The sequence below is a fragment of the Achromobacter sp. FW305-C-13 genome, from assembly GCF_058783475.1.
In genome coordinates this window covers 1065502-1088372 of the sequence record NZ_JBYSYN010000002.1, presented here as the reverse complement: position 1 = coordinate 1088372, position 22871 = coordinate 1065502, and the positions used below count along the sequence as shown (strand labels likewise).

The window sequence follows — 22871 nt, the reverse complement described above, 5'->3', positions numbered from 1 at the left end:
GGGCTGCGGGCCACCAGTCTACCAATGAAAAAAGGTGACGGACCCTACGTCAAACCGCGCCATTGCAGACTGACACCCTATCCAACACTCTGTTCCGGTTCCTTCGTCAGCCCGCAACACCTGCCCGCTATACTCGTTGAACCAAAAACACACTGCCGCGCCGCGCCTTTTAAGCGACGCCCACCTATGCCAGCTTTGATGGCCTTAGTACGCCCCGTTTGCCGGGCGCTGTTCTGTGCAGTCACCGTTCTAGTCTCCGCTTCCGCGTTGGCCGCCCCGCCGACGCTGGAGCAATGCCATGGCATCAAGGACTTGGCCTTCGTGGCCCACCTGGATGACGACCTGCTGTTCATGAACCCCGACATCGCCTCCAACATCGAGGCGGGCGGCTGCGTGCGCGTCATCTACCTGACGGCCAGCGACGCGGGCGAAGGCGACGGCTACATGCTGGGCCGCGAACGCGGCATCCGCGCCGCCTACGCCTACATGGCGCACAAGCCCGACCAGTGGAAGGAAGATGCCGGCATGGCCGGCGGGCGTGCCATCGCGCGCTTCACCTTGCAGGACAATCCGCGTGTGCAGCTTTGGCACATGCGCCTGAAGGATCCATGGCTGGGCAAGGGCTGGGGTAGCCTCACGCCACTGAGCCGCACCGAATCGGAACCCGGACAAAGCGTCGATACGCTGGGCCCCTACCCCCAGGTTTACACGCGCGAGCAACTGATCGACACCCTGGCGGACCTGATCCGCCAATACAAGCCGACCACGGTGCGCCATCTGGACGACACCATCGTCGTGCCCTATACGCAGCTTTGCTGGCGTTGCGCGGGCCATGGGCATCCGGACCACATCGCCAGCGCGCGACTGGTGCGCGAAGCCATGCTGCGCGTGCCCGGAAACTATGCCGAGACCGGCTACATCGACTACCCCAGCCAGGAACGCGCCACCAACCTGGCCGACACGGAAATCGCCAGCAAGTCGGTGATCTTCCAGCACTACGCCTGGAACGACTACCACTATTGCGCCGGCCCGACGGGCTGCAAAGAGCCCGCCGGCCCCGCTGCCGCCTGGGTGCAGCGCGCCTATTACGTCTCCCGCCAGGACATCGCACCGCAGCTGTATCCGGACGGGCGCGGTGGCCTCGTGGTGTTCGCCGCCGGTGAAACCAATGCCGCCGTCAACCGCTGGGATTCCAGCCAGCGCCGCTGGCAAAGCCTGGGCGGGCGCACCAGCGGTCCGCTGGTTTCCTTCACCCATGCCGACGGCACGGCCGGCCTGATGGCGCGCGACCCGCTAGGCGGCGTGTGGGCGAACAAGCAGCGCCACGATGGCACTTGGCAAGGCTGGCAGGCGCTGGGCGGCCTGCGCGTCACGCAGATCCCGGCTGTTGCGCCGCGCGGTGAAGCGGCCGCCGTGGCCTTGGGCTATGACGGCGTGCTGCACTGGATCACGCCCTCCGGTATCGACGGCAGCTGGAGCACCTGGCAAGACCTGCCGCCGCTGGACGGCGCCACCGGCGCCCCGGCCGCCGCGCGCGGGGCCGACGGGCGCTATGTGATCTTTGCATCGGCCGGTGCGGGCGAACTGTTCTACACGCGCCAACTGCCGGCCGCCAAAGGCCATCGGCCGGAATGGCAAGGCTGGCGCCGCGTGCCGGCACCCGAAGCGGCGGGCGGCCTGGCCGCGATCCGCAACCACGAAAACCGCGTGGAACTCTATTTCCGCCAGCGCAGCAACAACCATCTGATCAAGCTGGTGGAAGCCGGCGACACCACCGACCTCGACATGGACTGGAGCGCGGCAACGGATCTGGGCGTGCCCTACATCGGGCGCCCGGCCATCAGCGCCGATGCGCAAGGTAACGTCGTCCTGGCGCTGCTGGAACGCACGGGCGGACCGCTCTGGCTCGTCGAGCACGGCAAGCCGGCCAAACTGGACGCCCTGGCCGCGTCGCCCCCGGCGCTCAATATCATTGATGGCACGCTGTACGTGGTGGCACGCACTGCCGGCGCGCCCCAGCAATACCAGGTGCTATCGCGCCGCGACGGCCTGTGGGCTGGCACCCTGACCTTGGACGGCGTGCCGTCGACGGGCGGCGGCCCCTTCGCGGCCGTGGCCGCCCGCCCGACGGATCTACCCAACCTGGGCGCAAACAATACCAACAAGGCCGTGGTGGTCCGCCCATCGTCCAGCGAACCCGGCACGTTGACCCTGGAGCGCATGCCCACGCAGTCCTCGCGCGCCGCAACGCCTACGACGGTGCAGTAGGCGTCAAGAACCCGGCAACGCCGCCCCCATGGCGGCGAACAGGCCGCCACACACCTTGTTGAAGCGGCGTCCGGTACGCTCCAGCCACGGCCGCACCCGGTGCGCCAGCCGCGCCAGCACATACTCGACCAGGAATTCGATGACGGCGAAGGTGCCCGCCATGATCACGAACTGCGTGAACAGGCTGCGCGCCGGATCGATGAATTGCGGCAGGAACGCGCCGTAAAAGAGCAGCGCCTTGGGATTGGAGATCGCGGACAAAAGGCCCTGGCTGAACATCCGCGTGCGACGCGGCCGGGGCATGTCAGGCGCGGGCGTCAGCTGCACGCCCGGCGCACGCCACAGCTGGACGCCCAGCCAGATCAGATAGGCGCCGCCCGCCCACTTCAACACCGTCAGCGCCGGCCCCCAGGCTTTCAAGAGCGCGCTGATGCCCAGCATGGACAAGGCGATCAAGGCGATGAAACCCACCGCGCCACCGGCGATGGTGCACAACGCCTTGCGATGGCCGTGCAGCGCGCCGTGGGTCAGCGCAAGCAGCGTGTTGGGACCAGGCGTGATCGACAGGCCGATGACGGCGACCAGGTAAATGAGCCAGCTGTGCAGGGCCATGACGGAGGCAGGCAGATGAAAGGGAGACCAGTCTAGCCCAGGACGGGAAAGATGTGCCAACGCGCCGCGGGCACCTTGCCCCGCGTCCCGATCGGTTAGAATTTCAGCGATCGAGCAACTCGCTCTCGCCAGCCAGGACGACCTGACTAGCGTGTCTTTATCGGGGACGACCCCGCTTATCTTTCATGGAAAGACCAGCGATGCGCGTCCCGCTATTCCCCGCCCTCCTCCCCACCTCTGTCGTTCCTCGCGCGCCTTCGGTTGCCGCGACCGAACCGGAGACCGCCCCGCCCCCTTCGCACGCTCCTCGCATTCCCAAGGCCACCTGGTTCAAGCTGGGCTGGGCCTGGCTTGTCGTGATCGCCTTCACGGTCTATGGCGGCGCATGGTTGGCGGAGCCGCTTACCCCCGTCGCCGCCATCGCCTGCTTTGCGGTGCTGTTCTTCACGATCATCGCCGCCTCGTTCGGCGTGGTCCATGAAGCCGATCTTCTGGCGCACAAGCTGGGCGAACCCTACGGGACGCTGATCCTGACGCTTTCTATCGTGTCGATCGAGGTGATCCTGATTGCCTCGGTGCTGCTTGGCCCGGGCGAGTTTCCGACCATCGGGCGCGACTCGATCTTCGCGGTGATGATGATCATCGTGAATCTCGTCATGGGGATCTGCCTGGTCGCGGGCGGCCTGAAGTATGGCGAGCAAGAGTTCAACGCCCAAGGCGCCAACGCCTATCTGGCGATGATCGTGCTGCTGACCGGCACGGCGCTGGTCCTGCCCAACTACCTGTCGGGCGCGGGCGAATTCACGACGCTGCAAGGCTGGACGATTGCTGCGGTCACCGCCGCGCTGTATGCCGTGTTCCTGCTGCTTCAGATGCGCAACGAGAAGCGGCTCTTCATTCAGCCGCATCCCGGCCTGATGGCCGTGGCGGCGCAGCCCGAAAAAACCGCGGCGCAGGCGAAAGACAAGGCATCCGCTCCCGGCGAGCGGTCCGCCATCGTGCGCAGCAGCCTGCTGCTGCTTGGCATGATCATTCCGATCGTCCTGCTGGCGCATCACCTTGCCATCGTCATCGACTACGGCGTGGCGACTGCGGGCGCGCCGGTCGCCGTCAGCGGCGTGCTGATCGCCATTATTGTTTTCACGCCGGAATCCCTGACTGCCATCAGGGCCGCCCTGAACAATGAGATGCAGCGCGCTATCAATCTGTGCCTGGGCGCGTTCGTGTCCACCGTCGGCCTGACCGTCCCCGCCGTGCTGGCCATCGGCCTCATCACGGGCAAGCAGGTCATCATGGGGATATCGCCGTTGGAAACCGTGTTGCTGGCCTTGACGGTGCTGCTGGGCATGCTCTCATTCAACGGCCAGCGGACCTCCGTCATGCAGGGCGCCATGCACCTGGCGCTGTTCATCACCTACGGGTTCCTGCTGTTCAACCCCTGACGCAGCAAGCCTTTCGACCGGGCGTATCGGGCAGACCAAGTGGTCTGCCCATTGCAAAAAAAGTGGCATGAATAGCTATGCCACTGCCCTCCTACACTGCCTCTTTGGCCCAGGGCCGGCGCCTGGACGCCATCGTCACTTTTGCAGACGCTAGCGACGCGCCGTAAAGCCGGGCCTGACCGCCCCTCTTTTTGCCGCAGGCATCCATCATGACGACCATTGCACTTCCCGACGGCCCGCTGCCCGTTGTCAGCGCCCTTGCCTTGCCACAGGCCGACCGCGACATCTGGGCCGCCATCGACGCGGAACGACATCGGCAGATGCACTCGATCGAGCTCATCGCCTCTGAGAACTTCGCCAGCCGCGCGGTGCTCGATACCCAGGGTTCGGTGCTGACGAACAAGTACGCTGAAGGCTATTCCGGACGCCGCTACTACGGTGGCTGCATGAACGTGGACGTGGCGGAGAACATCGCGATCGCCCGGGCGAAGCTGCTGTTCGGCGCCGGGTACGTGAACGTGCAGCCCCATTCGGGAAGCCAAGCGAACCAAGCCGTCTATCTGGCGTTGCTGACGCCCGGAGACAAGATCCTTGGCCTGGACCTGAAGGCGGGAGGGCATCTGACGCACGGCGCGAAGGTCAACATGTCGGGCCGCTGGTTCCAGACCCTGAGCTATGGGGTGGACCCGGTATCGCAGCGCGTAGACATGGATGACGTGGAACGGATTGCCAAACGCGAACGGCCCAAGCTGATCGTCGCGGGCGGCTCGGCCTATTCCCGGACGCTGGACTTTGCGCGGTTCCGCGCCATCGCCGACGACGTGGGCGCGGTCTTCATGGCAGACATGGCGCACTTCGCGGGGCTTGTCGCCGGTGGCGTCTACCCGTCGCCCGTGCCGCATGCCCACGTCACCACAACCACCACGCACAAGACGCTGCGCGGGCCGCGTGGCGGCATGATCCTGAGCAATGACGGCGATATCGCGAAGAAAATCGATTCGGCCGTTTTCCCCGGCCTGCAGGGCGGCCCGCTGATGCACATCGTCGCGGCCAAGGCCGTCGCGCTGGGCGAGGCCCTGCAACCGTCGTTCCGCACCTACGTCCGAGCCGTGGTGGGCAATGCGCAAACGCTGTGCGACCGGCTTACCGAGGGCGGCCTGTCCATCGTGTCGGGCGGCACCGATTGCCACCTGGGTGTGGTCGACCTGCGCCCGTGGGGGCTGGCCGGCAATGCGGCTGAACTGGCCCTGGAGCAGGTCGGCATTACCCTGAACAAGAACGCGGTGCCGTTCGACGATGCCAAGCCGACCGTGACCTCGGGCATACGCGTGGGCAGCGCCGCCTGCACTTCCCGAGGCATGGGCCCCGACGCCTTCAAGGAGATCGGAGACATGATCCTGGCCGTGCTCGGCGACGTACGCGCGGGCACGGTCAACGCCCGCACGGAAGACGCGGTTCGCGCAGGCGTTGCGGATCTGGCCAAGCGGTTTCCGCTTCCTTACTAGACGTCCGACCAGCCGGGCAGGCGGAGCAAGACATGGACTTCAGGCAGCTCAAGCAGTTCGTGGTGCTTGCCACGGAGCTGAACTACCGGCGCGCGGCCGAACGCCTCAATATGACGCAACCGCCCTTGAGCATTGCCATCAAGCGGCTGGAAGCCGAGATCGGCGCGCCGCTGTTTGAACGCGACCGGTTGGGCGTGCGGCTGACCGCCGCGGGTGGCGCCTTTCTGGGTGAGGCCACGCGCCTGTTGGACGGCGCGCAATCTGCGCTTGAGGTCACGCGGGATGCCGCCCATGGCCGCATCGGCACCCTGCGGGTATGCGCGGTTCCCAGCGCGGCGCTGCGTTTGCTGCCGCTAATCCTGCCCGAATTCACCCGGCGCTTTCCGCACATCCGGCTGCGCTTGACCAGCGGTAGCACTGTCAGCATCCTGGGCGAATTGCAGCGCGGCGAGCTGGATGCCGCGTTCCTGGTTCCGCCCGCGTCCAGGGTGCCAGGCATCAATATGATCACGCTGAACCGGCAGCGACTGATCCTGGCCGTTCCCGGGACGCACCCCACAGCAGGCCAGGGGACGGTAGCCCTGTCCGACTTGGGCGACGACACGCTGGTGACACTGGCCCATTCTGACAGCCCGGGGTTCGCGGGCGAAATCGTGGCAGCCTGCCGGCAAGCCGGATTTCATCCGAAGGTCATGCAGGAATCCTCCCACGCCTTGATCAGCCTGCCGCTGATTGCAGCCGAACTCGGCGTGGCGATCGTGCCTGAAGCCCTGCGTCAGATTGCGATCGACAACGTGGCCTATGTGGATCTGGTGGACGCGTCCGGCGCGCCGCTTACCTACCCCGTGGCGCTGGCGGTGCATGCCCATCGCATGAACCCCGCGGTCCGCTGGTTTACCGACACGGCCCGCGAGGTACTGGCCGCGCAAGGCGATGCGCAGCCAGCCTAAGGCGTTCACCCCTATTTCCGCACGCCTGCCAGGATGCCCGCCCACTTCTTCTGTTCTTCGACGACTTTACGCGCGAACTCCTCCTGCGACCTGTCCACAGGTTCACTGCCGCGCGCGTAGATCTTTTCCTGTACCGAAGGGCTGGCCGCCACCACGGAAATGGCGGCATTCAGGCGCGCGACGATTTCCGCGGGCGTAGTTGCAGGCACGGCAATGCCTGAAAGCGATCCGCCCTCGGCCTCTTTGCCCAGCACTTCCTTGACGGTCGGAATATCCGGAAGGCTCGCAAGGCGGCGGGAAGCGGTCACGGCGAATGGCCGGATCTGACCCGCCTCGATAAAGCCTACCGCCGTCACTGCGGATACCGCGGTCACATCCGTATTGCGGCTCATCACGGCCGTCAGAGACTCGTTGCCGCTCTTATAGGGAACGTGCAGCATCTTCACGCCGGTCGCCTGCTGCAAAAGCTCCAGCACCTGATAGTTATCGGACCCCTCGCCTGCCGTAGAAAACGAGATCTTGTCGGCCTGGACTGCCGCCGCATCGACCAGATCGCGCAGCGACCGATAGGGGCTGTCCACCCCTACTGCCAGGACGGTAGGCGTGTTGGCGAGCATGGCGACGTAGGTGAAGTCCTTGTTCGGATCGTACGGCAGCGTCTTGTAGATAAGCGGGTTGACGGCAACCATGCCGTTGGTGATGACCAGCAGGGTGTAGCCGTCTCCGGCCGACTTCGCCACCGCCCCGGCGGCGATCGAGCCGCCCGCCCCCGCCCGGTTCTCGACCACGACGGGTTGTCCCAATTCCCGAGTCAGCCCTTCGGCGAACACCCGCGCGGTCGTGTCCGTCACCCCGCCCGCGCCGAAAGGAACGATCAGGCGGATGGGTTGCGACGGATATCCGCCCGCCCAGGCGGCCGCGACCGGGACGACGACTCCCAACAGACCTGCCGCGCAACGTCGCAATGCATTGTTCATTTCACGATCTCCATGCCTTTAAGGATTTCAAGAAGCGCTTGTTCATGCTCCACGCCCAGCGCGGACAATGGCGCGCGCAATCGTCCCGGCGATACGCCCTGGAGTTGCATGCCCGCAGAGACGGATCTCGGCAGGCCATGCTCGATCAGGAAATCCAACAGATCGATCTGTTTCGCAAACCACGCTTGCGCACCTTCGCTGTCGCCGGACATCGCACAGCGATACAGGTTCAGCGCGAACCGCGCGCTGACGTTGGGCGACGCCGTGCACCAGCCCGCCGCGCCGTCAGCAAAGCCGCGCAGCGCCATGCTGTTCAGGCCGACGTAGATGGCGGTCTTGTCGGGGCAGGCCTTGCGCAGGCGGGCGATCTTTGTGGCGTCGGGGCTGCTTTCCTTGATCATCGTCACGGTGGGCAGCTCCGCCAGCCTGGCCAGGAACTGCACGGACAGATCGATGCCGGTGGTGAACGGATTGTTGTAGACCATCACCGGCAGGGATACCGCCTCGCTCACCTCGCGGTAATACGCGTAGATCTCGGGTTCCGTCAGCTTCCAGTAGGTGCTGGGCAGCACCTGGATGGCGCTTGCGCCGGCGCGCTCCGCGTACTGCGCGTGCCGGATGGTGCTGGCCGTGGTCAGGCTGGACACGCCCGCCAGCACGGGAAGACGCCCATTGGCGACACCCACGACCGTGCGGATGACGTCTTCGCGTTCGTGGTCGGCCAGATATGGCAAACAACCGACGCTGCCCAACGGCGCCAGCGCGTGCACGCCTTCGCTGATCAGCCGTTCTGCGTGCCGCGCCAGCAACGCATGATCGACACGGCCGCCGTCGTCGCACGGCGTCAGCAGATACCCGATGATTCCCTTCAAGTGCATAGGTCACCTCTCCATAATTCGATGGAGTCTATGAAGGGTTGGACAGACGGGTCCAATATCAAATTTATAGGCGCCTGATATGCCTTGCCCGCATGCCAGCCAGCCTGCTTTACGCGCGCACTCACGCCCAATCTTGTATCCAGTATTTTTGCCGCAAGCTCGATAGACTTTGGCGGCCGCATCAAGAAAAGGAGCTTGCCATGAGCAGCAACAACGCGAACGATCAGACCCTGGTTCACCACATGCCCGAGTACCGGGTGCCCGAAGACATGGAATGGGAAATGGGCCGGTTCAAGAACAAGACGAAATTTCTGTTCCATACCCGCCCGGAACGGCCGACGGAACCGAACGCCGGCTTTCTGCGCTATGAAGCGGGAGCAGGCTTCAAGCTGCACCGGCACGACTTTGCGCAGGTCTGGTACGTGATCGACGGCGAGTTCGATATGGGTGGCAAGCGCTTCGGGCCCGGCACCGTCGTCTTCCATCCCGACCCGCACATCGAAGAGGCGCTCAGCACACAAACCGGCGGCACGATCTTCTTCGTGCAATACCAGGGCCCCACCACCAAGGCCGGCCCCGTGTACGAAGGCAGGATGAACATCAAGGGCGAATTGCCCGAGATCACCGAAAAAGACCTGGAACACTGAGGCAGAAGCCCCGGGTGCAGCATGTCGGGGCGGGAGCGAACCATGCAACAACCTTTCTCGCCCGGCAGCCGGGCCCATCCGGTGAGGCCGCCACAATCCCAGGAAGCCCTCGTGCAGCAACTCGTTGACGAGATTTCCAGAAAGATCTTTGACGGCGCCTATCCGCCCGGACGGAAGCTGCGGCAGGAGGCGTTGGCCGAGGAGTATGACGTCAGCCGGACGCCGGTGCGCGAGGCATTCCGGCAACTGGAGATCAAGGGCCTGATCGTCCAGCAACCCCGCTACGGCGCTACCGTGGTCGCCCCCACCGTCAAAGACATCGGCCAGAACTATTGGCTGCGGGGAGAGCTGGAGGGAATGGCCGCGGAGTTGGCAGCGCGCTGGATCACCGACGCCGATCTGCATAGGCTGCAATCCGCCCACGCCGCATGCGTGGAGGCGGTCTTGGCGCTATATGCGGAAGTCAACAAGGGCGGCCCCGCCGCCAACCGGCATGCCGCGGGGCCGATGCGGCAATGGGTGTCCAGGAACCACGAATTTCATTCCCTGATTTTCCAGGCTTCGGGCAACTCGTCGCTGGAGCGCGTCATCAAGGACCTGCATACCGATTACACCAGGAACATCCTGAACATGACCGTGCTGGGCATGTACGCGTCGCGCATGAACAAGAATATCGAGCATCATGCGGCGATCGTCGAGGCGCTTGTGGCGCGCGACCCGGCGGCCGCGCGCCAGTCCATGCGCACGCACATCCATGAATCGGGGGAGTTCGTGGTCGACTGGCTCCAGAAGCGCCCGACAGGATCAGCGGCGGTGGTGGTGGCGCCCGTTTGAACGGTTATGGTCTCGGTATCCGTCGTGGCCGCGATAACCGTCATAACCCCGGTAGCCTGCACGACGGTAGGAATGGTCGCGCCCCCGGTCGCGGTCCCAGCCGTGGCGGCGCCCGCCGCGGTCGTCATCAGTGATGACGTGTCCCAGCAAGCCGCCGGCGGCCGCGCCGCCCACGGTCGCCCAAGGATCGCCTTCGGACAGCAATGCGCCCGCTACGCCGCCCAGCCCGACGCCGATGACGGTATTGCGAGTCTGTTTGTCGGCCTGGGCGGTCATGCTGACGCCCAACGCCAGGACGCCCGCGAGAACCGCCTGAATGAGTCGTTTCGTGATGGCCATCTTTATTCTCCTGTAGCGGGCTGCTTCTGCGATGCAGCCATGCATAACGGCTTGAACCAGAAATCATTCGTCTGGCAAGCAAGTTATCACTTCAGGTATGTGTCAGTCCCGCAGGCCGGGATACGGGGTGTATAAGCGGTTTCAATCGCTTTCTGCGCGGCGACGATCAGCCCGAACTTCCTGGCGTCAAGGGAGCCAGACCCGCCTTCTCCAGGCGCCAGCGAGGAATCTGATACTCATACGAGGCGGCTTCCAGCGTCTCGTATTGCTTGAACCAGGGAGTGACGTGCGCGTCGATATCGTCCGGAAGGGCAGCCAGCCAGGCGGCCAACGCTTCCGCGGAAGCGATAGCGACCGAAGCGCCGCTGGCGAAGGTGGGCTCGTCGACCAGACCTTGGCTGGGCACCAGATACGCCCGGCGGTACAGACGACCCTTGTCCCAGATTTCGCTGGGCACGTACACCGGCCACTCGCGCTCGCAGGGCACGGATACGTACAGGCCCACGGACACCAATTGCCGATTGTCGAAAGAGGCCTTGTAGCGGATCAGCTCCACGCCTTGCTGTACGTCGCCAAGCGCGCGCCAAAGGCAACGCTTGCGCTTCTTCTTCCAGCCTGCGAAGGCGGACTGCGTCCGCAACGTGTCCATGAAACCGCTCTCGATCTGATCGAATTCTATGGGCAAGTCCGGCTCCTGTGAGGTGCGTAGCGCGTTGCCGCGCGCGTGATCCAGATCGAATTAAAGCACGGCGAGCCAAGCACTCGTTTCCTCCCGATACAATTACGACACACATGAACAACGCGCATGCCCTAGGATGCGGCTATCCACGGTCCGCCATCCTCCTTTCGCCTGCCCCGTCAGCGCCCGGAAGGAGCGAAATGCCGCTGGCCCTGCCCCACCACACTTCGCATGGCCGTACAACAACGGCGCTTGCGGACGGCCAGGGCGGCCAGAAATCCAAACGCTGCAGTACGTGGCATTGAACCATCATGAAAAAAATACTTTTGGTCGACGATCAGCCGATGCTGGTCGACATGTTGAGCGAGATCTTGCGCATGGAAGGCTATGACGTCACGACGCATACCGACGGCCTGACCGCGCTTCGGCAGATGCTTGACCTGCGCCCTGACCTCGTGATCACCGACTTTTCCATGCCGGGCATGCACGGCGGCGCACTGCTCACCGCGATGCGCGAAAACGCCTATCTAAGCGAAACGCCCGTGCTGGTGCTGAGCGGGCGGCCCGAGCATGAAATCAGCGAGACCTGCGACGGCTATGCGGCGTACCTGCGCAAACCGGCCGAGCCGGAAGAAGTGCTGAAGACGATCCGCCGCCTGATGACCGCGCCTGCGCGGCAGCCGCGTTACCGGGGCAACCCCGATGCCCTCGCGCGGCCGCACGTCGTTCTAGACGCGGCGCATGTCTGAACATCACCAGTTCCTGTTTCCGCGGTATCCCCATCTGCCGCCGCCGGATTGGAAACAGCTTGAAGCCCGTCTGCTGGAAACCGGCATGGTGCTGCCTCCGTTCGGACGCAACGTGCCGATGCCGGCGCTGGTGGACCTGAGCTTGACGCTGGCACAGACCCTGGACTGCACCTACCGATACGAAGATTCGATGCGCAGCCCCGCCGAGGTGCTGGCGTTGTACGAAGGGTGTCCCGCCCTGCCCGCGGGCCTGAAGGCCGCGCCGGACTTCAGCATCGCGCAAACGCTCGAACTGCTGACCGGCCACGGCATCGAACTCGATTGCACCCTTCAGAATGACGAGGGCAGCTCGTGGCGCAGCCCGCATTACCTGATCGGTCCCGCGGCACGCGCATTCATGAGCCCGCATATCGCCCAGACGTACGACACCGATCCGCAACAATTCGGCTTGATGCTCCTGGCCTATGACGGCCCGAATCCCGCTGTGCATGTCGGCGAAAATCTGGAAGTCCCTAGCCTGCCGGAAACCGGCGAGCCGCTACCGGACCTGCCTCCCTATGGCGACCACGTCGATTTCATTGGGGCAGCCTTCGAAGACCCCGACGTGCAATGGCACTGCCCTGCCACCGGCAAGGCCTATCACATTTTCGATCTGGATTGGCACTTCAGCCTGGGCCTGGGCTTTCGATCGATACGCACGGCCTGGCTGGACGAAGAAAGCGCAAGAAAGATGGCGGACGCCGTGGGCAAAATGATCGATGCGCCGATGGCGTGCAGCCACCGGCATCTTTGAGCGCCTACCGGCCGGACAACAACACGCAGTCCGGATTGCCGCAACCGGTTACGCCGGACCGTAGTGCGCCAGCAGGCGCGCGATTGCGTCGCGCAAGGCCAGCTTGATCATGCGCGCCTCGGGGTCGTCGTCTTCTGGCCGGGCATCGCGCACAGGACGATCCCGCACAGGTGCGCTCAGCTGTTCCGCCCGTAGCGCAATGGCCCCGCCCGCGCCCGGCTGCGTCGCGCTGATACGCACATATTCCGAATGATCGATCTGCCGCACCAGCTCGCGCGCGCCTGCGGCATTCTCGGAATACCGGGCGTGGTTCGAGGGGCTGGGCCCGAACCTCACAGATAGCTGCGCCGGGCCCGCGGTGCGCAGCAACGCCGACAGCGTCTGCATGGCCTGCTCGAGTTCGGCTGTGAAGCCGTCATACACCCCATCGATCGCCTTGCGCGGGCGCAGCAAGGCCTGCGCATCGGCAAGATCCGCCAGGCGCGCGGCAAGCCGCGCATGGCCACGCGCATCGCGCCGCAACCAGGGCGGCGCCACGATGTCCTCCAGCGCATGCGTGGGCGGATGAAAGCGATAGCTGCGCCCCGGGCGCGACATGACGCGGCTGCGATTGCGGTCGGCGTCATCGGTCGCCAGCAGGGCGATACGCGGCGCCTCAGTGCAGTACACGTCACCGCCTGCGGCAATCAAGCAATCTGCGCGCAAGGCGCCACGCACCAGCACCTGGCACCGATAGTGCCGGCACAGCAGCGTCGTGGCATCCAGCCCTTCCGTGAACGCGTGCCGTCCCGCGGGCAGCATCAGCAGTCCGGCGCGTGCCGGGCCCAACGCAACCACCATCGTGCCAGACCGGGTGTCGGGCCCAGTGTCAGGCCCGGTATCAGGCCCGGCATCAGGCCCGATATTGGCCTCGGATTCACCGTTTTCCAGGTCGGGATTGGCCGCGTTGCCGACACGCAGCACGTCGGCATCCAGACCGGCCGTGAACACCCAGCCGGCCACTCGCAATACCGGATGGTCCGGCAGTTGCGCGGGCAGGTCCAAAGTCGTTGCCGTCACCGGCGCGTCGGCCACCAGGAACACCCACTGCTCGCCAGCGATGTCGGGCAGCAACGCGGCCGCGGCCTCATCCAGCAGCGTGTAATACGCGGCATTGTCGGTATCGCGGATCCGGCTCAGAAGCGTCTGGGCCTGCGCCAGGTTCACCACCCGCAGCGTCAGGCCCTGCCATGCCACACGGGCCAGGGCCGGCGGCTGCCGTGCCCGTTCGGCCCACGCCCGTTGCCGCGCCGCCTGCGCGTCGAACGCGGCGCGCTGATCGTCGGCTTGTTCCAGACGCTGGGCCCGCTGCTGCTCGCGCCAGCGCTTGCGCGGATCACCGCCCCCGGCTTCGTTCATTTTCCCTTGCGCAGCGACACCGGCACACCCCAGACCGGGTCTTCCATGCCCTGCTTGCCCAGCGTCGTGATCTGCATGGGTTGGAGCTTGGCCAACAGCTGCTGATGTTCCGCGCTGACGTTCTTGCGCCGCGCGATAAGCTTCTGCGAAAACTCCATCGGCGCCGGGCGGGTGTAGACGGTCATGTCCTCAAGCGGGCACTCGATCATCTTGGCCTCGACTGCGCGGCAGGCGGACTGCCGGTACTTGTAGCTGGGCGTCTTCAGATGCATGCGCTGGCTCAGCACCAATTGGCCGGCCTTGAGCGTGAAGCTTGCCAACGCCTGTTTGGGCGGAATGCGCGACTGGATCTTGATGGCGGGGATGTCGCGATATTGCGTATCTTCGCGGTAGCCTGCAGCCCCGGTCTGGGTCGTCTGGCTGTATTGCTGCTCGCCCCAGCTCACGCAGGCGCCCGACGCCGCATGCACGGCGGTGCAGACCGTTCGCGACCCCGTCTGTGTGCCGTAGCTGGCATCGTGCCAATTGGTCTGCTTGTAGAACTCGCGATAGAGTTCCGGCGACAGATAAGACGTGCCGTTGGCGCCGCGGCCCGAGCCGACCGGGCCGCTCTGCGCGCCCACTTCATCCAGCAACGCATTCAGCTTGTAATCGTCTCCGCCGGTCAGCAGATACTTGCCGGGCGGCAGGATATGCACCTCGAACGAATTGAACAGAAGGGGCGTCTTGGTGTCCTTCTGCAGTGAATTGGTCTGGAAGCTGCGGCTGAAGGTCACTTGCGGCGCCGCTTCGTTCATCCAGATCACGCGGGTGGTGTACTTCGTCATGGCCAGCGCGTCGCCCAGCGTAGGGTGCGGCGTCAGATCGGCCACCAGCACCACGGCCATGTCCGATTTCAGCGCTTCATCGATCAGATCCAGCAGCTGCGCATAGCGCGGATCGTCCATGGTGCCCTCGGTGCTCGAGAATGGCTGGGTGGCGCAGCCGGACAAGGCAAGCGAAAAGGCCAGGGCGGACAGGGCAAGTCGCGGTCGCGGCAACATCATGGAGCGGTCCTTGAATAAGGCGGAATCGGATCGTTGAGCCGGCATACTACTGATTCAGGGCCGGATCGCAATGCCTGCTTGGCAAGCTGAAACATGGCCCGATACTGGGCGGCGCGCATCCCGGCGGGCCCGTGCTGTCGCTTCAAACCCACGCCACGGCCAGAACGCCAGCAATGGCGCGGGCCACCGCCGCCGCCCGCCAATCCAGCCGCAAGCTGCGCCGGCAACGACGGCGGTGCGGAACCCGAAAATTATTGTTGCGTTTGTTTCGGGTCTTGATGTTGTGCTAGAGTGAATCCACAACGTCAACACGCCAACCAGCCAAAACCCGTGTCCAGATTCCTGTCGATCGTGATTATTCGCACCTCCGCTGCCATTGGGCGTCGGGGGCGAATTACGTTGGGCGGCTAAGCCCCACCTTCGCACCTCACCTTCCAAAGGGCAGCGTACAGAACGCTGCCCTTTTTGCATTTCTGGACTCGAAACATGTACACGCTAAATCTCTTCAAGCATGAATTCCCGCTGGCCACCACCCACGCTGACAAGGCGGAAACCCTGCGGCGCTGGTCGAGCAAGGCGGTCGTCGACGGCCTGCATCGCACGCAAGGCGCGCGCCCGCTCTTCCTGCTGCACGACGGGCCGCCCTATGCCAACGGCGGCTTGCACCTTGGCCATGCCGTCAATAAAGGCCTGAAGGACTCGGTAGTGAAGTTCAAACGGCTGCAAGGCTATTTCGCGCCGTATGTGCCGGGCTTCGATTGCCACGGCCTGCCGGTTGAGCTGGAGGTCGAACGTCTGGGCCATGGCAAGGACGATCCGCCGGCCTTCGTGGCGGCCTGCCGCTCCTACGCCCGCTCGCAGGTGGATTTGCAGACCGCTCAGTTCCGCGACCTGGGCGTGGCCGCCGACTGGGAGCAGCCCTATCTGACCATGGCGCCCGGCTTCGAGTCGGGCGCAGCGAAGGTGTTCCAGGGGCTGCCCGGCGCCGTCAGGCGGCTGCGGCCCGTGCATTGGTGTCCGGCATGCGCCTCGTCGCTGGCCGAAGCCGAGGTCGAATACAAAACCAAGGTCGGCGACAGCCTGGTCGTGCTGTTTCCGGTTGTGGGCCACGAGGATCTGTTCCTGGATGTATGGACCACCACGCCGTACACGCTGCCGGCCAACAAGGCCGTCGCCTACAACCCGGCCCTGAGCTATGTCGCCGCCAGCGACGGCACGCGGAGCCGGGTGCGGCTGCGCCAGGCCGGCGACGAGCAACTGCCCGACGTCGACCTGGCGGGGTCGACGGTAGTCAGCCCCTACACACGAGACGCTGTGCCCGTCCTGCCGGCGGATTTCGTGAGCCGGGCGGGCACGGGGCTGGTGCACATGGCGCCGGCCTTCGGCACCGATGATTTCCGCGTCTGCGAGCCGTACGGCCTGGCCGTCGAGCAATACCTGGACGAGCATGGCCGCTTTGTCGTGGCGGGCATGCAAGGCATGGACCTGACTCAAGCCAGGTCCCACGTGCTGGAACGCGTGGCGCCCTTCGTAGTGTCCGTGTCCACCCTGGAGCACGAGTATCCGCATTGCTGGCGCCATAAGACACCGGTGTTCTTTCGCGCTTCGCAAGAGTGGTTCCTGGACTTGGCCGATACCCGGCAACAGGCGCTACGCGCGCTGGACGACGTGGAGTTCGTGCCCGCCGCAGGCCGCGAACGGCTCACCAGCATGCTGGCCGGGCGCGGAGCCTGGTGCGTCTCGCGCAACCGGCTGTGGGGAACGCCCCTTGTGGATCCGGCCGACCCCGATGACCTGCGGCTGGCGGCGCGCGTCGCGACCGAAGGCGTGGAAGCCTGGCAAAGCGAAGGCCCCCGCCGCACGCTGGACGTCTGGTTCGACAGCGGCGTGACCCATCAACTGGTGCTGATGCAGCGCTACGGCCGCACGGCCGACGTCTACCTGGAAGGCTCCGACCAGCACCGCGGCTGGTTCCAGTCTTCGCTGCTGACGTGCGCGGCGGCCGGCCACGGCGCCCCCTATAAGCAGGTCGTGACCCACGGCTTCGTGGTGGACGGCACGGGCCAGAAGTTCTCGAAGTCCAGCAAGAACTACCAGCCGCTGGACCAGATGCTGAAGACCCTGAGCCCAGATGTGCTGCGCTTGTGGACATTGCAGCAGGACTTCACGCGCGAACTGAAGTTCTCGGGCGAGGCGCTTGCGCTGACCAAGGAGCGCTTTCGCAAGCTGCGCAACACCATGCGCTTCTGCCTGCAGAACCTTCAGGATTTCGATTGGCAGACGCAGCCCGTGTCGCACCCGTTGGACCGGGTTCAGGTGGCCTTGCTGCGCCAGTTGGGCGTCGACGTGTGCCTGGCGGCCGACCGCTATGATTTTGCCGCGGCCGTGTCCCATCTGCTGCGCTACGCGGAAAGCGCATCCAGCGATTACTTTCCGGCGGTCAAAGACAGCCTTTACTGCGACCGGCCGGACGCGCCCCGACGGCGTCAGGCGCAGCAGGTGCTTGGCCTGGTGGTGCGCACATTGGTGCGCCTGCTGACGCCGGTGCTCCCCTACTCTTGCGAGGAGGTCTTTCAATACCTGCGCGCAGCAGGCGCGGAACAGGGCGATAGCGTGCTGCTGGCCACGCTTGCCGACGTGCCCTTGCCTGTCGCAGAGAACGAAGCCGCGACGCTTGCAGCCTATGGTGAAGCGGTAGAACTCAAAGGCACGCTCAACCGTTGGGTGGAAGCCAACCGGGACGAATGGGTCAAGGGCGCGGCCCAGGTCAACGTCACGTGGTCGCAGGCGAAGGCAGCAAGGCTTGGCGCATTTGCGGACGTTCTGGGCGCCGCGGCGGTCTTCCCCGATGACCGGTCAGATGACGGCGGTGATGTGAGCTTCACGCCCACGAGCTGGCATGCATGCGCCTGCTGCAGGAAGCATGAGCCGTCCGTGTCGGACGATACCGATTTGTGCACGCGTTGCGCCGCGGTGCAGGGTACCGTCAGCGAGGCCCTGTCCTAGCCGAGAAAGGCCTGGGCGCGGGGGTGAAAGGCTCTGGATTCAGCCCCGCTTGCCGAACAGCATCGCCAGGCCGAACAACGCGCCCAGCCCGCCCACGATGGCCAGCGAGATCGACGGTTCCCGCTGGCTCAGCGCCATGACGGCCGAGCCGGCACCCAGCGCGGTGATCAGCAGCCCGACCAGACGGCCGGCGGTGGAACCGTAGAAATGCGTGCGGCGCGCCGCGGCCGTACCGGCCGGCTGCCGCTTCTGCCACGCCTGCAGCGCCTGTTCGAAGTCGCGCAGCAAGCGCTCGCGGCTAGGCAGATCCACCGGGCTCACCAGCACCGTAGGCAGGCCCGGGCGGATGAGTTTTAGGTAGTCGTCGGTGCCCCAGCTTTTCAGATCAGCAAAGGCGATCGGCCCGCGACGGGAGAATTCCAGCCCGTCCGGCGTCACCTTGACCGCGTTGCGGGTGGGAAAGCCCTTGAAGGCCACCAAGGGCGGCACGAGCAGGCCAAGTACCGCCAGCACGGCGGCCAGGCCGATCGGGCCGCGGTTCAGCACCACGAGCATGAAACTGCCGGCCGCCAACGCGAAGGCCAATGGCACCGACAGCTGATGCCAGCGGGTGTAGACCGCCGCCTGGATTCCTTCGTTGCTGTTCATGTATCACCCTGTTCAATTATCCGATTTCACGACGTTGGTTCCCCCGCCTCCCAACGGCAGCGCCCGAATGTCCGGCATGCGCTCCGGATCGGGCCAATACTCGATCTTGAGGAAGGCTTCCGTGAACAGATCGTTGTCCACCAGCACTTCGGTTTTCAAGACCGCATACCCGTTATGCGGCACGAATTGCACCGCCTCATCCCAAGGCTTGCTGGTAAATTCTATCGCCTGGCTCCGGTCTTTCCGGATCCAGCGCCAGACATCAGTCCAGCCAGGACGGGAGCTCATCTGATCGACGTATCGGTCCACCTTTTCCAACGGGCCCTCCTTAGGCGCCGGGCCCTGCTCCCAGTGGTACTCGGAAGTGTGGGGCTGCAGATCGGGATCCTGGGCGCGCATCGACCCCTTGCTGGACACCACCGCGCTGACGCGCGGGCCGATCAATTTCAAGTTATAGGCATAGTCACTGTTTTTCGTATAGCCAGGCAAGACGGCTTCCAGCACCACCCGGTCCCGGCCCAGGATCTCACCTCTCGTGAATCCGTACCATTGCAGGGACACGCGCACACCGAACACCGCCCGGTTGAAGTCATCCAGCTCATCCATCCGGGTGGGATACAGTTCGCGTCCCGCCACACCCTCGTACTCCGAGGACCGCATGCAGCAACGCGTATACCAGACCTCCAGTTCGTTCTCGGTTGCGCTATCACCCCAGAATTTAAAGTACAGACCGGCGGCGAGCAGGCAAAGGCCCAATGCGATCCAGCCCCACACGGGAATACCCAGCAGTACCGACCCGCCGCTGGTCAGGCCCACCATCGCGCCCCCGAACCCGCCTGCGCCAGCGGCTACTCCTGCGGTGCTGAAGGCGCCTCCGACGGCTATGACGGCCGCCGCCACGCTGGTCAAGCCAGACATCAGCAGAAACGCGGAGGACGTAGCGTAAGCGCCGCCCGCCTCGTAGTTGTGCACGTCGTACTGATCCATCGCGCTGAGCGCATTGTTGGTGCTGTCCACCAGTGTCGCGGCCGTGGCAAACACCGCGCCCGCGGTCCTGAACGTCGCCAGGCGCAAGTTCAGTTGCAGGTTCATCGTAAACGCCGTGTTCGTGCCCAGGCGCGCGCCAATCGCGCCGGCCGTGACCTCAATCGCCACGCTGCCTACGCCCAGCATGCCCGAGGTAATTCCGAACCAGGCCTTGCGTTCCTTCTTCCCGTCTTCGGCCACCTGTGCCGCTCTCAAGTCCGACACCGACGAATAAATCGCCACCAGCGCCATGACGCCCGTCGCGCCGGCGTTGGCGCCATCGCGCGACCGGGCCCACTTGATGAGCCCCGCCATCGGAGATATCGTCGGCGCAGGCAAGGCCAGCACCGTCGGCGGCGCGGGCAGCCCCAACGGCGGCGTTGAAGCCGTTCCGGGGCGAGGGTGCGTGTTGGAGGCCGCGTTGGAAGCCGTGTTGAGCTGGGCGTCCACCTCTTCCGGGATGAGGTAGTTGATCGTCACGGGCCGGCTTGCCTCGGACTGCGTGCCGATCCATCCCGATTGCATATGCTGCGTCGCAGTCACACCGCCGCCGCCGCCGACCAGCATGGATTTCGGATTCGGCTCCCAGACGATCTCGTGCATGTCCGCGATAAAACGGGGAATGGTCGTCGTATGGGTTCGAACCACCATCACGGTATTCATGCGCGCAGCCATGGTCAGCGACACACGTGCGGCGACCCGTTCCGCAATGGGTTCGCGCGACAACGTCAACCGCAACAACTGGGTCGACATGAAGCGGCCGATGGCGCCGGTCGAGGTACGCACCGGCGGAATCGGATTGGCCTGCGCAGCCGCCCTGCGCTTTTTCAGCCAATCGTTGTAACTCTTGATCATCTTGCGGACGCTCGAGATCTGTTTCGACAGCTTGCCCTTGGCCTCCTTTTGCAGAAACGCCAATAACTCGCCGTCGTTCGATGCAAGCCCCCGCCACATCGCCTCGTACATGCCGTCCGCATCGTCGTCTTTCAGCGAGTCGTCGATCGCCTTGTGCTCGCTCTGCACTGCGCCTGCGCCATCCACGCACAGGGCCATGTCGTCTTCCAGGCAGACCCCCGCGGCCGCATCCTCTGGCGAGTACGTCTTGAGCGTCAGCCAGAACGTCTCACGACCATACCACCATGCCCAGTCCCTGCCAGCCCCCTCGATCAGGCCCTTCATGCGGTTGATGTTGGCGACGTTGTCATTCAGCGTCTTGTCGACCTTGCCAATGTCGATGCGCTCCCGCATGCGCTTGATTTCTTCGCCGCCGACGTCCATCTGCTTCTGCAGACCCTTGATGATCTGCGCCACGCCCACCTCACGCAGACGCGTCGCATCCATGTGGTACTCAGCCAGCTCGCCCATGCGCTTGTTGCGCCACATCGAGATGTCGGCCAGCAGCCCCACCGGGTCGCGCAGCGCCAGCACGACGCCACCCTTCGGCGTCATCTGGCGCATCTTTCGCGCCATTTCCGCGGCCTTTCCCCCGAACACGCTGACGGCCGGCATCAATGTGTTGGCAAACAGCGTTGCGGCCCCTGGTGCATCGCGGAATTCGATGGAGTGCTTTGCCAAGTTCGCGCCATCTTCCGCGACGCGGTAACCGGAATCTGCTTTAGGGTAGCCTCCACCCCACACGGCCTGGGCGTCCAGCTCGAGCATGACCTTGTTGCGCCAGTTCTTGTCACGCGACAATTTGCGGCGGATATCGCTGGTCCACCATACGCGCGAATAACCGACCCACACCGGGCGCGACGCATTGGCCGGCGCCTCCACGTTGATCAGCGCGGATTCCAGGCCATGCCCTTCACGCGTGCAGGTGAACGTCGGCTGCTGGGACGGCCGGTCGTCGTCATCCACCGGCACTTCCTTCATCTGGCCCGTCGCCGTCGCCGCAAACGCGCGCCAGCCGTAACTGCGGCGCGGATCCCAGATGTACACATAACCGGCCGTGATCGCGCGCAGCATGTATGCGCCCTGGCGCATGGTGTCGTAGTACAGCTCGGTATCCAGGTAGACGCCGTCGGGCAGGTCGTTCTTGCCGCCCGGCACGTAGGCAATCCGCATCGGCAGGATGGGCAGCCCGGGGCGGCCGCAGAACTTGCCCTTGCAGGGCAGCGCGTCGTAGTCAGTCATGCTTGCAAGTCCTCCCGCGTTTGCGCTTCCTGCGCAAAGCGCTCCCAATCTTCGTCATCCATGTCTTGGGCCGCGTTGCGCAACCGGCCGCCCTCTTCCTGCACCTCGCGCAGCAAGGCCGCAAACGACGGTGCGCGCTCCAGTGGCGCATCCAGACGTACCCGCCATGCCGCGAACAGCGCGACGTCCTCATCGTCATCGATGCCGCATGCCGCGCCGGCGTCCAGCGCCTGGCGCACCGCATCCAGCACCGACGGACCGACACGCAACCCGTCCGCATTCAGCCGTTGCAGCACGGCGTTGATGCGGCCCAGACGCGCCAGGCGCGGCCAATCCGGCGTGACCGTCTGCATCGGGCCAGGCGTATCCGGTAGCGTTTGCCATCGCGCGAATCCGTCCACGGTCATCCAGGTTGCGCCCGGTATCCACGAGGCCGGCGCCGTGCCGGCGTAGAGCTCGCTTTGATACTGCGTCGTGCGCGGATCCCAGAACCGCAGGATGCGCACGCGGCCTTGCGCATCGCGCAAGCGCGCACGCAGGACCAGGCGCTGCGCCACTTCCGCCAGGGGCAGGTCGGTGGCCAGCCACGCCGACATCGAACGCGGGCGCTTGCCCGCCGGCGCCGGGCGCATGGCCTCGTCGATGGCCAGCCTGATGCTGGCGTTGACCAGGCGCTCATGCCGGATTTCGTCGGGCACCTCGGCCAGATACAAGGGCGGCGCGGTCGCGCCTTGTGAAATAAGATCGACCTCTCGCCGGGCCAGCCCCGCCGCGGCGATGTCGTCGGCCAGCGGGTCGGCCAGCGTCGAGTCGCACAACAGCAGCACGCGCCGGTCGCGGCGCCCGTCCAGCACCGCGCGCAAGCCTGCGATCGCCCGCTCGACGCAATCCTCGGCGCGAGCCGTCCAGGGTGTGGGGTTATGCCGCGTTACGTCCAT

19 protein-coding genes are annotated in these 22871 nt (G+C 65.1%); 9 read left to right on the top strand and 10 right to left on the bottom strand.

Going from position 1 to position 22871, the window contains the following annotated elements; translation table 11 throughout:
• Positions 1–198 precede the first annotated feature (198 nt).
• Positions 199–2268 carry a DUF8189 domain-containing protein gene (locus tag AC3WMU_RS16290; RefSeq protein ID WP_454677747.1) on the top strand — a complete coding sequence of 690 codons (2070 nt, stop codon included), beginning with the start codon at positions 199–201 and terminating at the stop codon, positions 2266–2268.
• 3 nt (positions 2269–2271) lie between these two features.
• Here AC3WMU_RS16290 and AC3WMU_RS16285 read toward each other — a convergent pair whose 3' ends face one another.
• On the bottom strand, positions 2272–2880 hold the full coding sequence (locus AC3WMU_RS16285) for a LysE family translocator (RefSeq protein ID WP_006226568.1): 609 nt from the start codon (positions 2878–2880) through the stop codon (positions 2272–2274).
• 200 nt (positions 2881–3080) lie between these two features.
• Here AC3WMU_RS16285 and AC3WMU_RS16280 point away from each other — a divergent pair, with 200 nt between their 5' ends.
• The 3 genes from AC3WMU_RS16280 to AC3WMU_RS16270 all read left to right on the top strand — a co-directional run bounded on the left by AC3WMU_RS16280 (position 3081) and on the right by AC3WMU_RS16270 (position 6777).
• Positions 3081–4322 carry a calcium:cation antiporter gene (locus tag AC3WMU_RS16280; RefSeq protein ID WP_492282660.1) on the top strand — a complete coding sequence of 414 codons (1242 nt, stop codon included), beginning with the start codon at positions 3081–3083 and terminating at the stop codon, positions 4320–4322.
• A gap of 209 nt (positions 4323–4531) precedes the next feature.
• A complete protein-coding gene (locus AC3WMU_RS16275) occupies positions 4532–5827 on the top strand; it encodes a serine hydroxymethyltransferase (protein WP_492282659.1) in 1296 nt (431 codons plus the stop codon).
• Positions 5828–5859: 32 nt separating this feature from the next.
• Entirely contained in the window at positions 5860–6777 is a 918-nt protein-coding gene (locus AC3WMU_RS16270) for a LysR family transcriptional regulator (protein ID WP_492282658.1), read from the top strand.
• Between the two features lie 11 nt (positions 6778–6788).
• Here AC3WMU_RS16270 and AC3WMU_RS16265 read toward each other — a convergent pair whose 3' ends face one another.
• Together AC3WMU_RS16265 and AC3WMU_RS16260 are read right to left on the bottom strand one after the other, a co-directional pair.
• Positions 6789–7754, bottom strand: coding sequence for a Bug family tripartite tricarboxylate transporter substrate binding protein (locus AC3WMU_RS16265; protein WP_006226572.1), 966 nt, complete (start codon positions 7752–7754; stop codon positions 6789–6791).
• A complete protein-coding gene (locus AC3WMU_RS16260; RefSeq protein WP_424625031.1) occupies positions 7751–8632 on the bottom strand; it encodes a dihydrodipicolinate synthase family protein in 882 nt (293 codons plus the stop codon). Before AC3WMU_RS16260 ends, AC3WMU_RS16265 begins: the two co-directional genes overlap by 4 nt.
• 200 nt (positions 8633–8832) lie before the next feature.
• On the opposite strand from AC3WMU_RS16260, the gene AC3WMU_RS16255 reads away from it, so the two are divergent.
• Complete coding sequence (locus AC3WMU_RS16255) at positions 8833–9279, top strand: cupin domain-containing protein (RefSeq protein ID WP_280026392.1); 447 nt, start codon at positions 8833–8835, stop codon at positions 9277–9279.
• 42 nt (positions 9280–9321) lie between these two features.
• Positions 9322–10113: a GntR family transcriptional regulator gene (locus AC3WMU_RS16250; RefSeq protein WP_492282657.1), complete on the top strand. Its 792-nt coding sequence runs from the start codon at positions 9322–9324 to the stop codon at positions 10111–10113.
• Here AC3WMU_RS16250 and AC3WMU_RS16245 read toward each other — a convergent pair.
• Together AC3WMU_RS16245 and AC3WMU_RS16240 are read right to left on the bottom strand one after the other, a co-directional pair.
• Positions 10084–10452 (bottom strand): YMGG-like glycine zipper-containing protein, encoded by a 369-nt coding sequence (locus AC3WMU_RS16245; RefSeq protein ID WP_492282656.1) that lies wholly within the window; start codon positions 10450–10452, stop codon positions 10084–10086. The two genes, AC3WMU_RS16250 and AC3WMU_RS16245, sit on opposite strands and share 30 nt — an antisense overlap.
• A 166-nt stretch (positions 10453–10618) precedes the next feature.
• Complete coding sequence (locus tag AC3WMU_RS16240) at positions 10619–11137, bottom strand: hypothetical protein (protein ID WP_006226577.1); 519 nt, start codon at positions 11135–11137, stop codon at positions 10619–10621.
• Positions 11138–11442: 305 nt separating this feature from the next.
• Here AC3WMU_RS16240 and AC3WMU_RS16235 point away from each other — a divergent pair, with 305 nt between their 5' ends.
• Together AC3WMU_RS16235 and AC3WMU_RS16230 are read left to right on the top strand one after the other, a co-directional pair.
• Positions 11443–11880 carry a response regulator gene (locus AC3WMU_RS16235; protein ID WP_280026390.1) on the top strand — a complete coding sequence of 146 codons (438 nt, stop codon included), beginning with the start codon at positions 11443–11445 and terminating at the stop codon, positions 11878–11880.
• Positions 11873–12673, top strand: coding sequence for a hypothetical protein (locus AC3WMU_RS16230; protein ID WP_424625028.1), 801 nt, complete (start codon positions 11873–11875; stop codon positions 12671–12673). Before AC3WMU_RS16235 ends, AC3WMU_RS16230 begins: the two co-directional genes overlap by 8 nt.
• 48 nt (positions 12674–12721) lie before the next feature.
• Here AC3WMU_RS16230 and AC3WMU_RS16225 read toward each other — a convergent pair whose 3' ends face one another.
• The gene (locus tag AC3WMU_RS16225) at positions 12722–14071 is read right to left on the bottom strand and encodes a hypothetical protein (RefSeq protein WP_492282655.1); all 1350 of its coding nucleotides are present in this window, start codon (positions 14069–14071) and stop codon (positions 12722–12724) included.
• Positions 14068–15117, bottom strand: a complete 1050-nt coding sequence (locus AC3WMU_RS16220; protein WP_280026387.1) for a hypothetical protein — start codon at positions 15115–15117, stop codon at positions 14068–14070. The genes AC3WMU_RS16225 and AC3WMU_RS16220 overlap by 4 nt, the downstream gene beginning before the upstream one ends.
• Positions 15118–15603: 486 nt before the next feature.
• Between AC3WMU_RS16220 and AC3WMU_RS16215 the strand changes: the two genes are divergently transcribed.
• Positions 15604–18123 (top strand): isoleucine--tRNA ligase, encoded by a 2520-nt coding sequence (locus AC3WMU_RS16215; RefSeq protein ID WP_492282654.1) that lies wholly within the window; start codon positions 15604–15606, stop codon positions 18121–18123.
• Between the two features lie 39 nt (positions 18124–18162).
• Here AC3WMU_RS16215 and AC3WMU_RS16210 read toward each other — a convergent pair whose 3' ends face one another.
• From AC3WMU_RS16210 to AC3WMU_RS16200, 3 genes are read right to left on the bottom strand one after another with little or no spacing between them, the layout of a single operon-like run.
• The gene (locus tag AC3WMU_RS16210) at positions 18163–18771 is read right to left on the bottom strand and encodes a hypothetical protein (protein ID WP_280026383.1); all 609 of its coding nucleotides are present in this window, start codon (positions 18769–18771) and stop codon (positions 18163–18165) included.
• A gap of 12 nt (positions 18772–18783) precedes the next feature.
• Positions 18784–21933 (bottom strand): T6SS effector BTH_I2691 family protein, encoded by a 3150-nt coding sequence (locus AC3WMU_RS16205; RefSeq protein WP_006226584.1) that lies wholly within the window; start codon positions 21931–21933, stop codon positions 18784–18786.
• Positions 21930–22871: a DUF4123 domain-containing protein gene (locus AC3WMU_RS16200; protein ID WP_280026721.1), complete on the bottom strand. Its 942-nt coding sequence runs from the start codon at positions 22869–22871 to the stop codon at positions 21930–21932. Before AC3WMU_RS16200 ends, AC3WMU_RS16205 begins: the two co-directional genes overlap by 4 nt.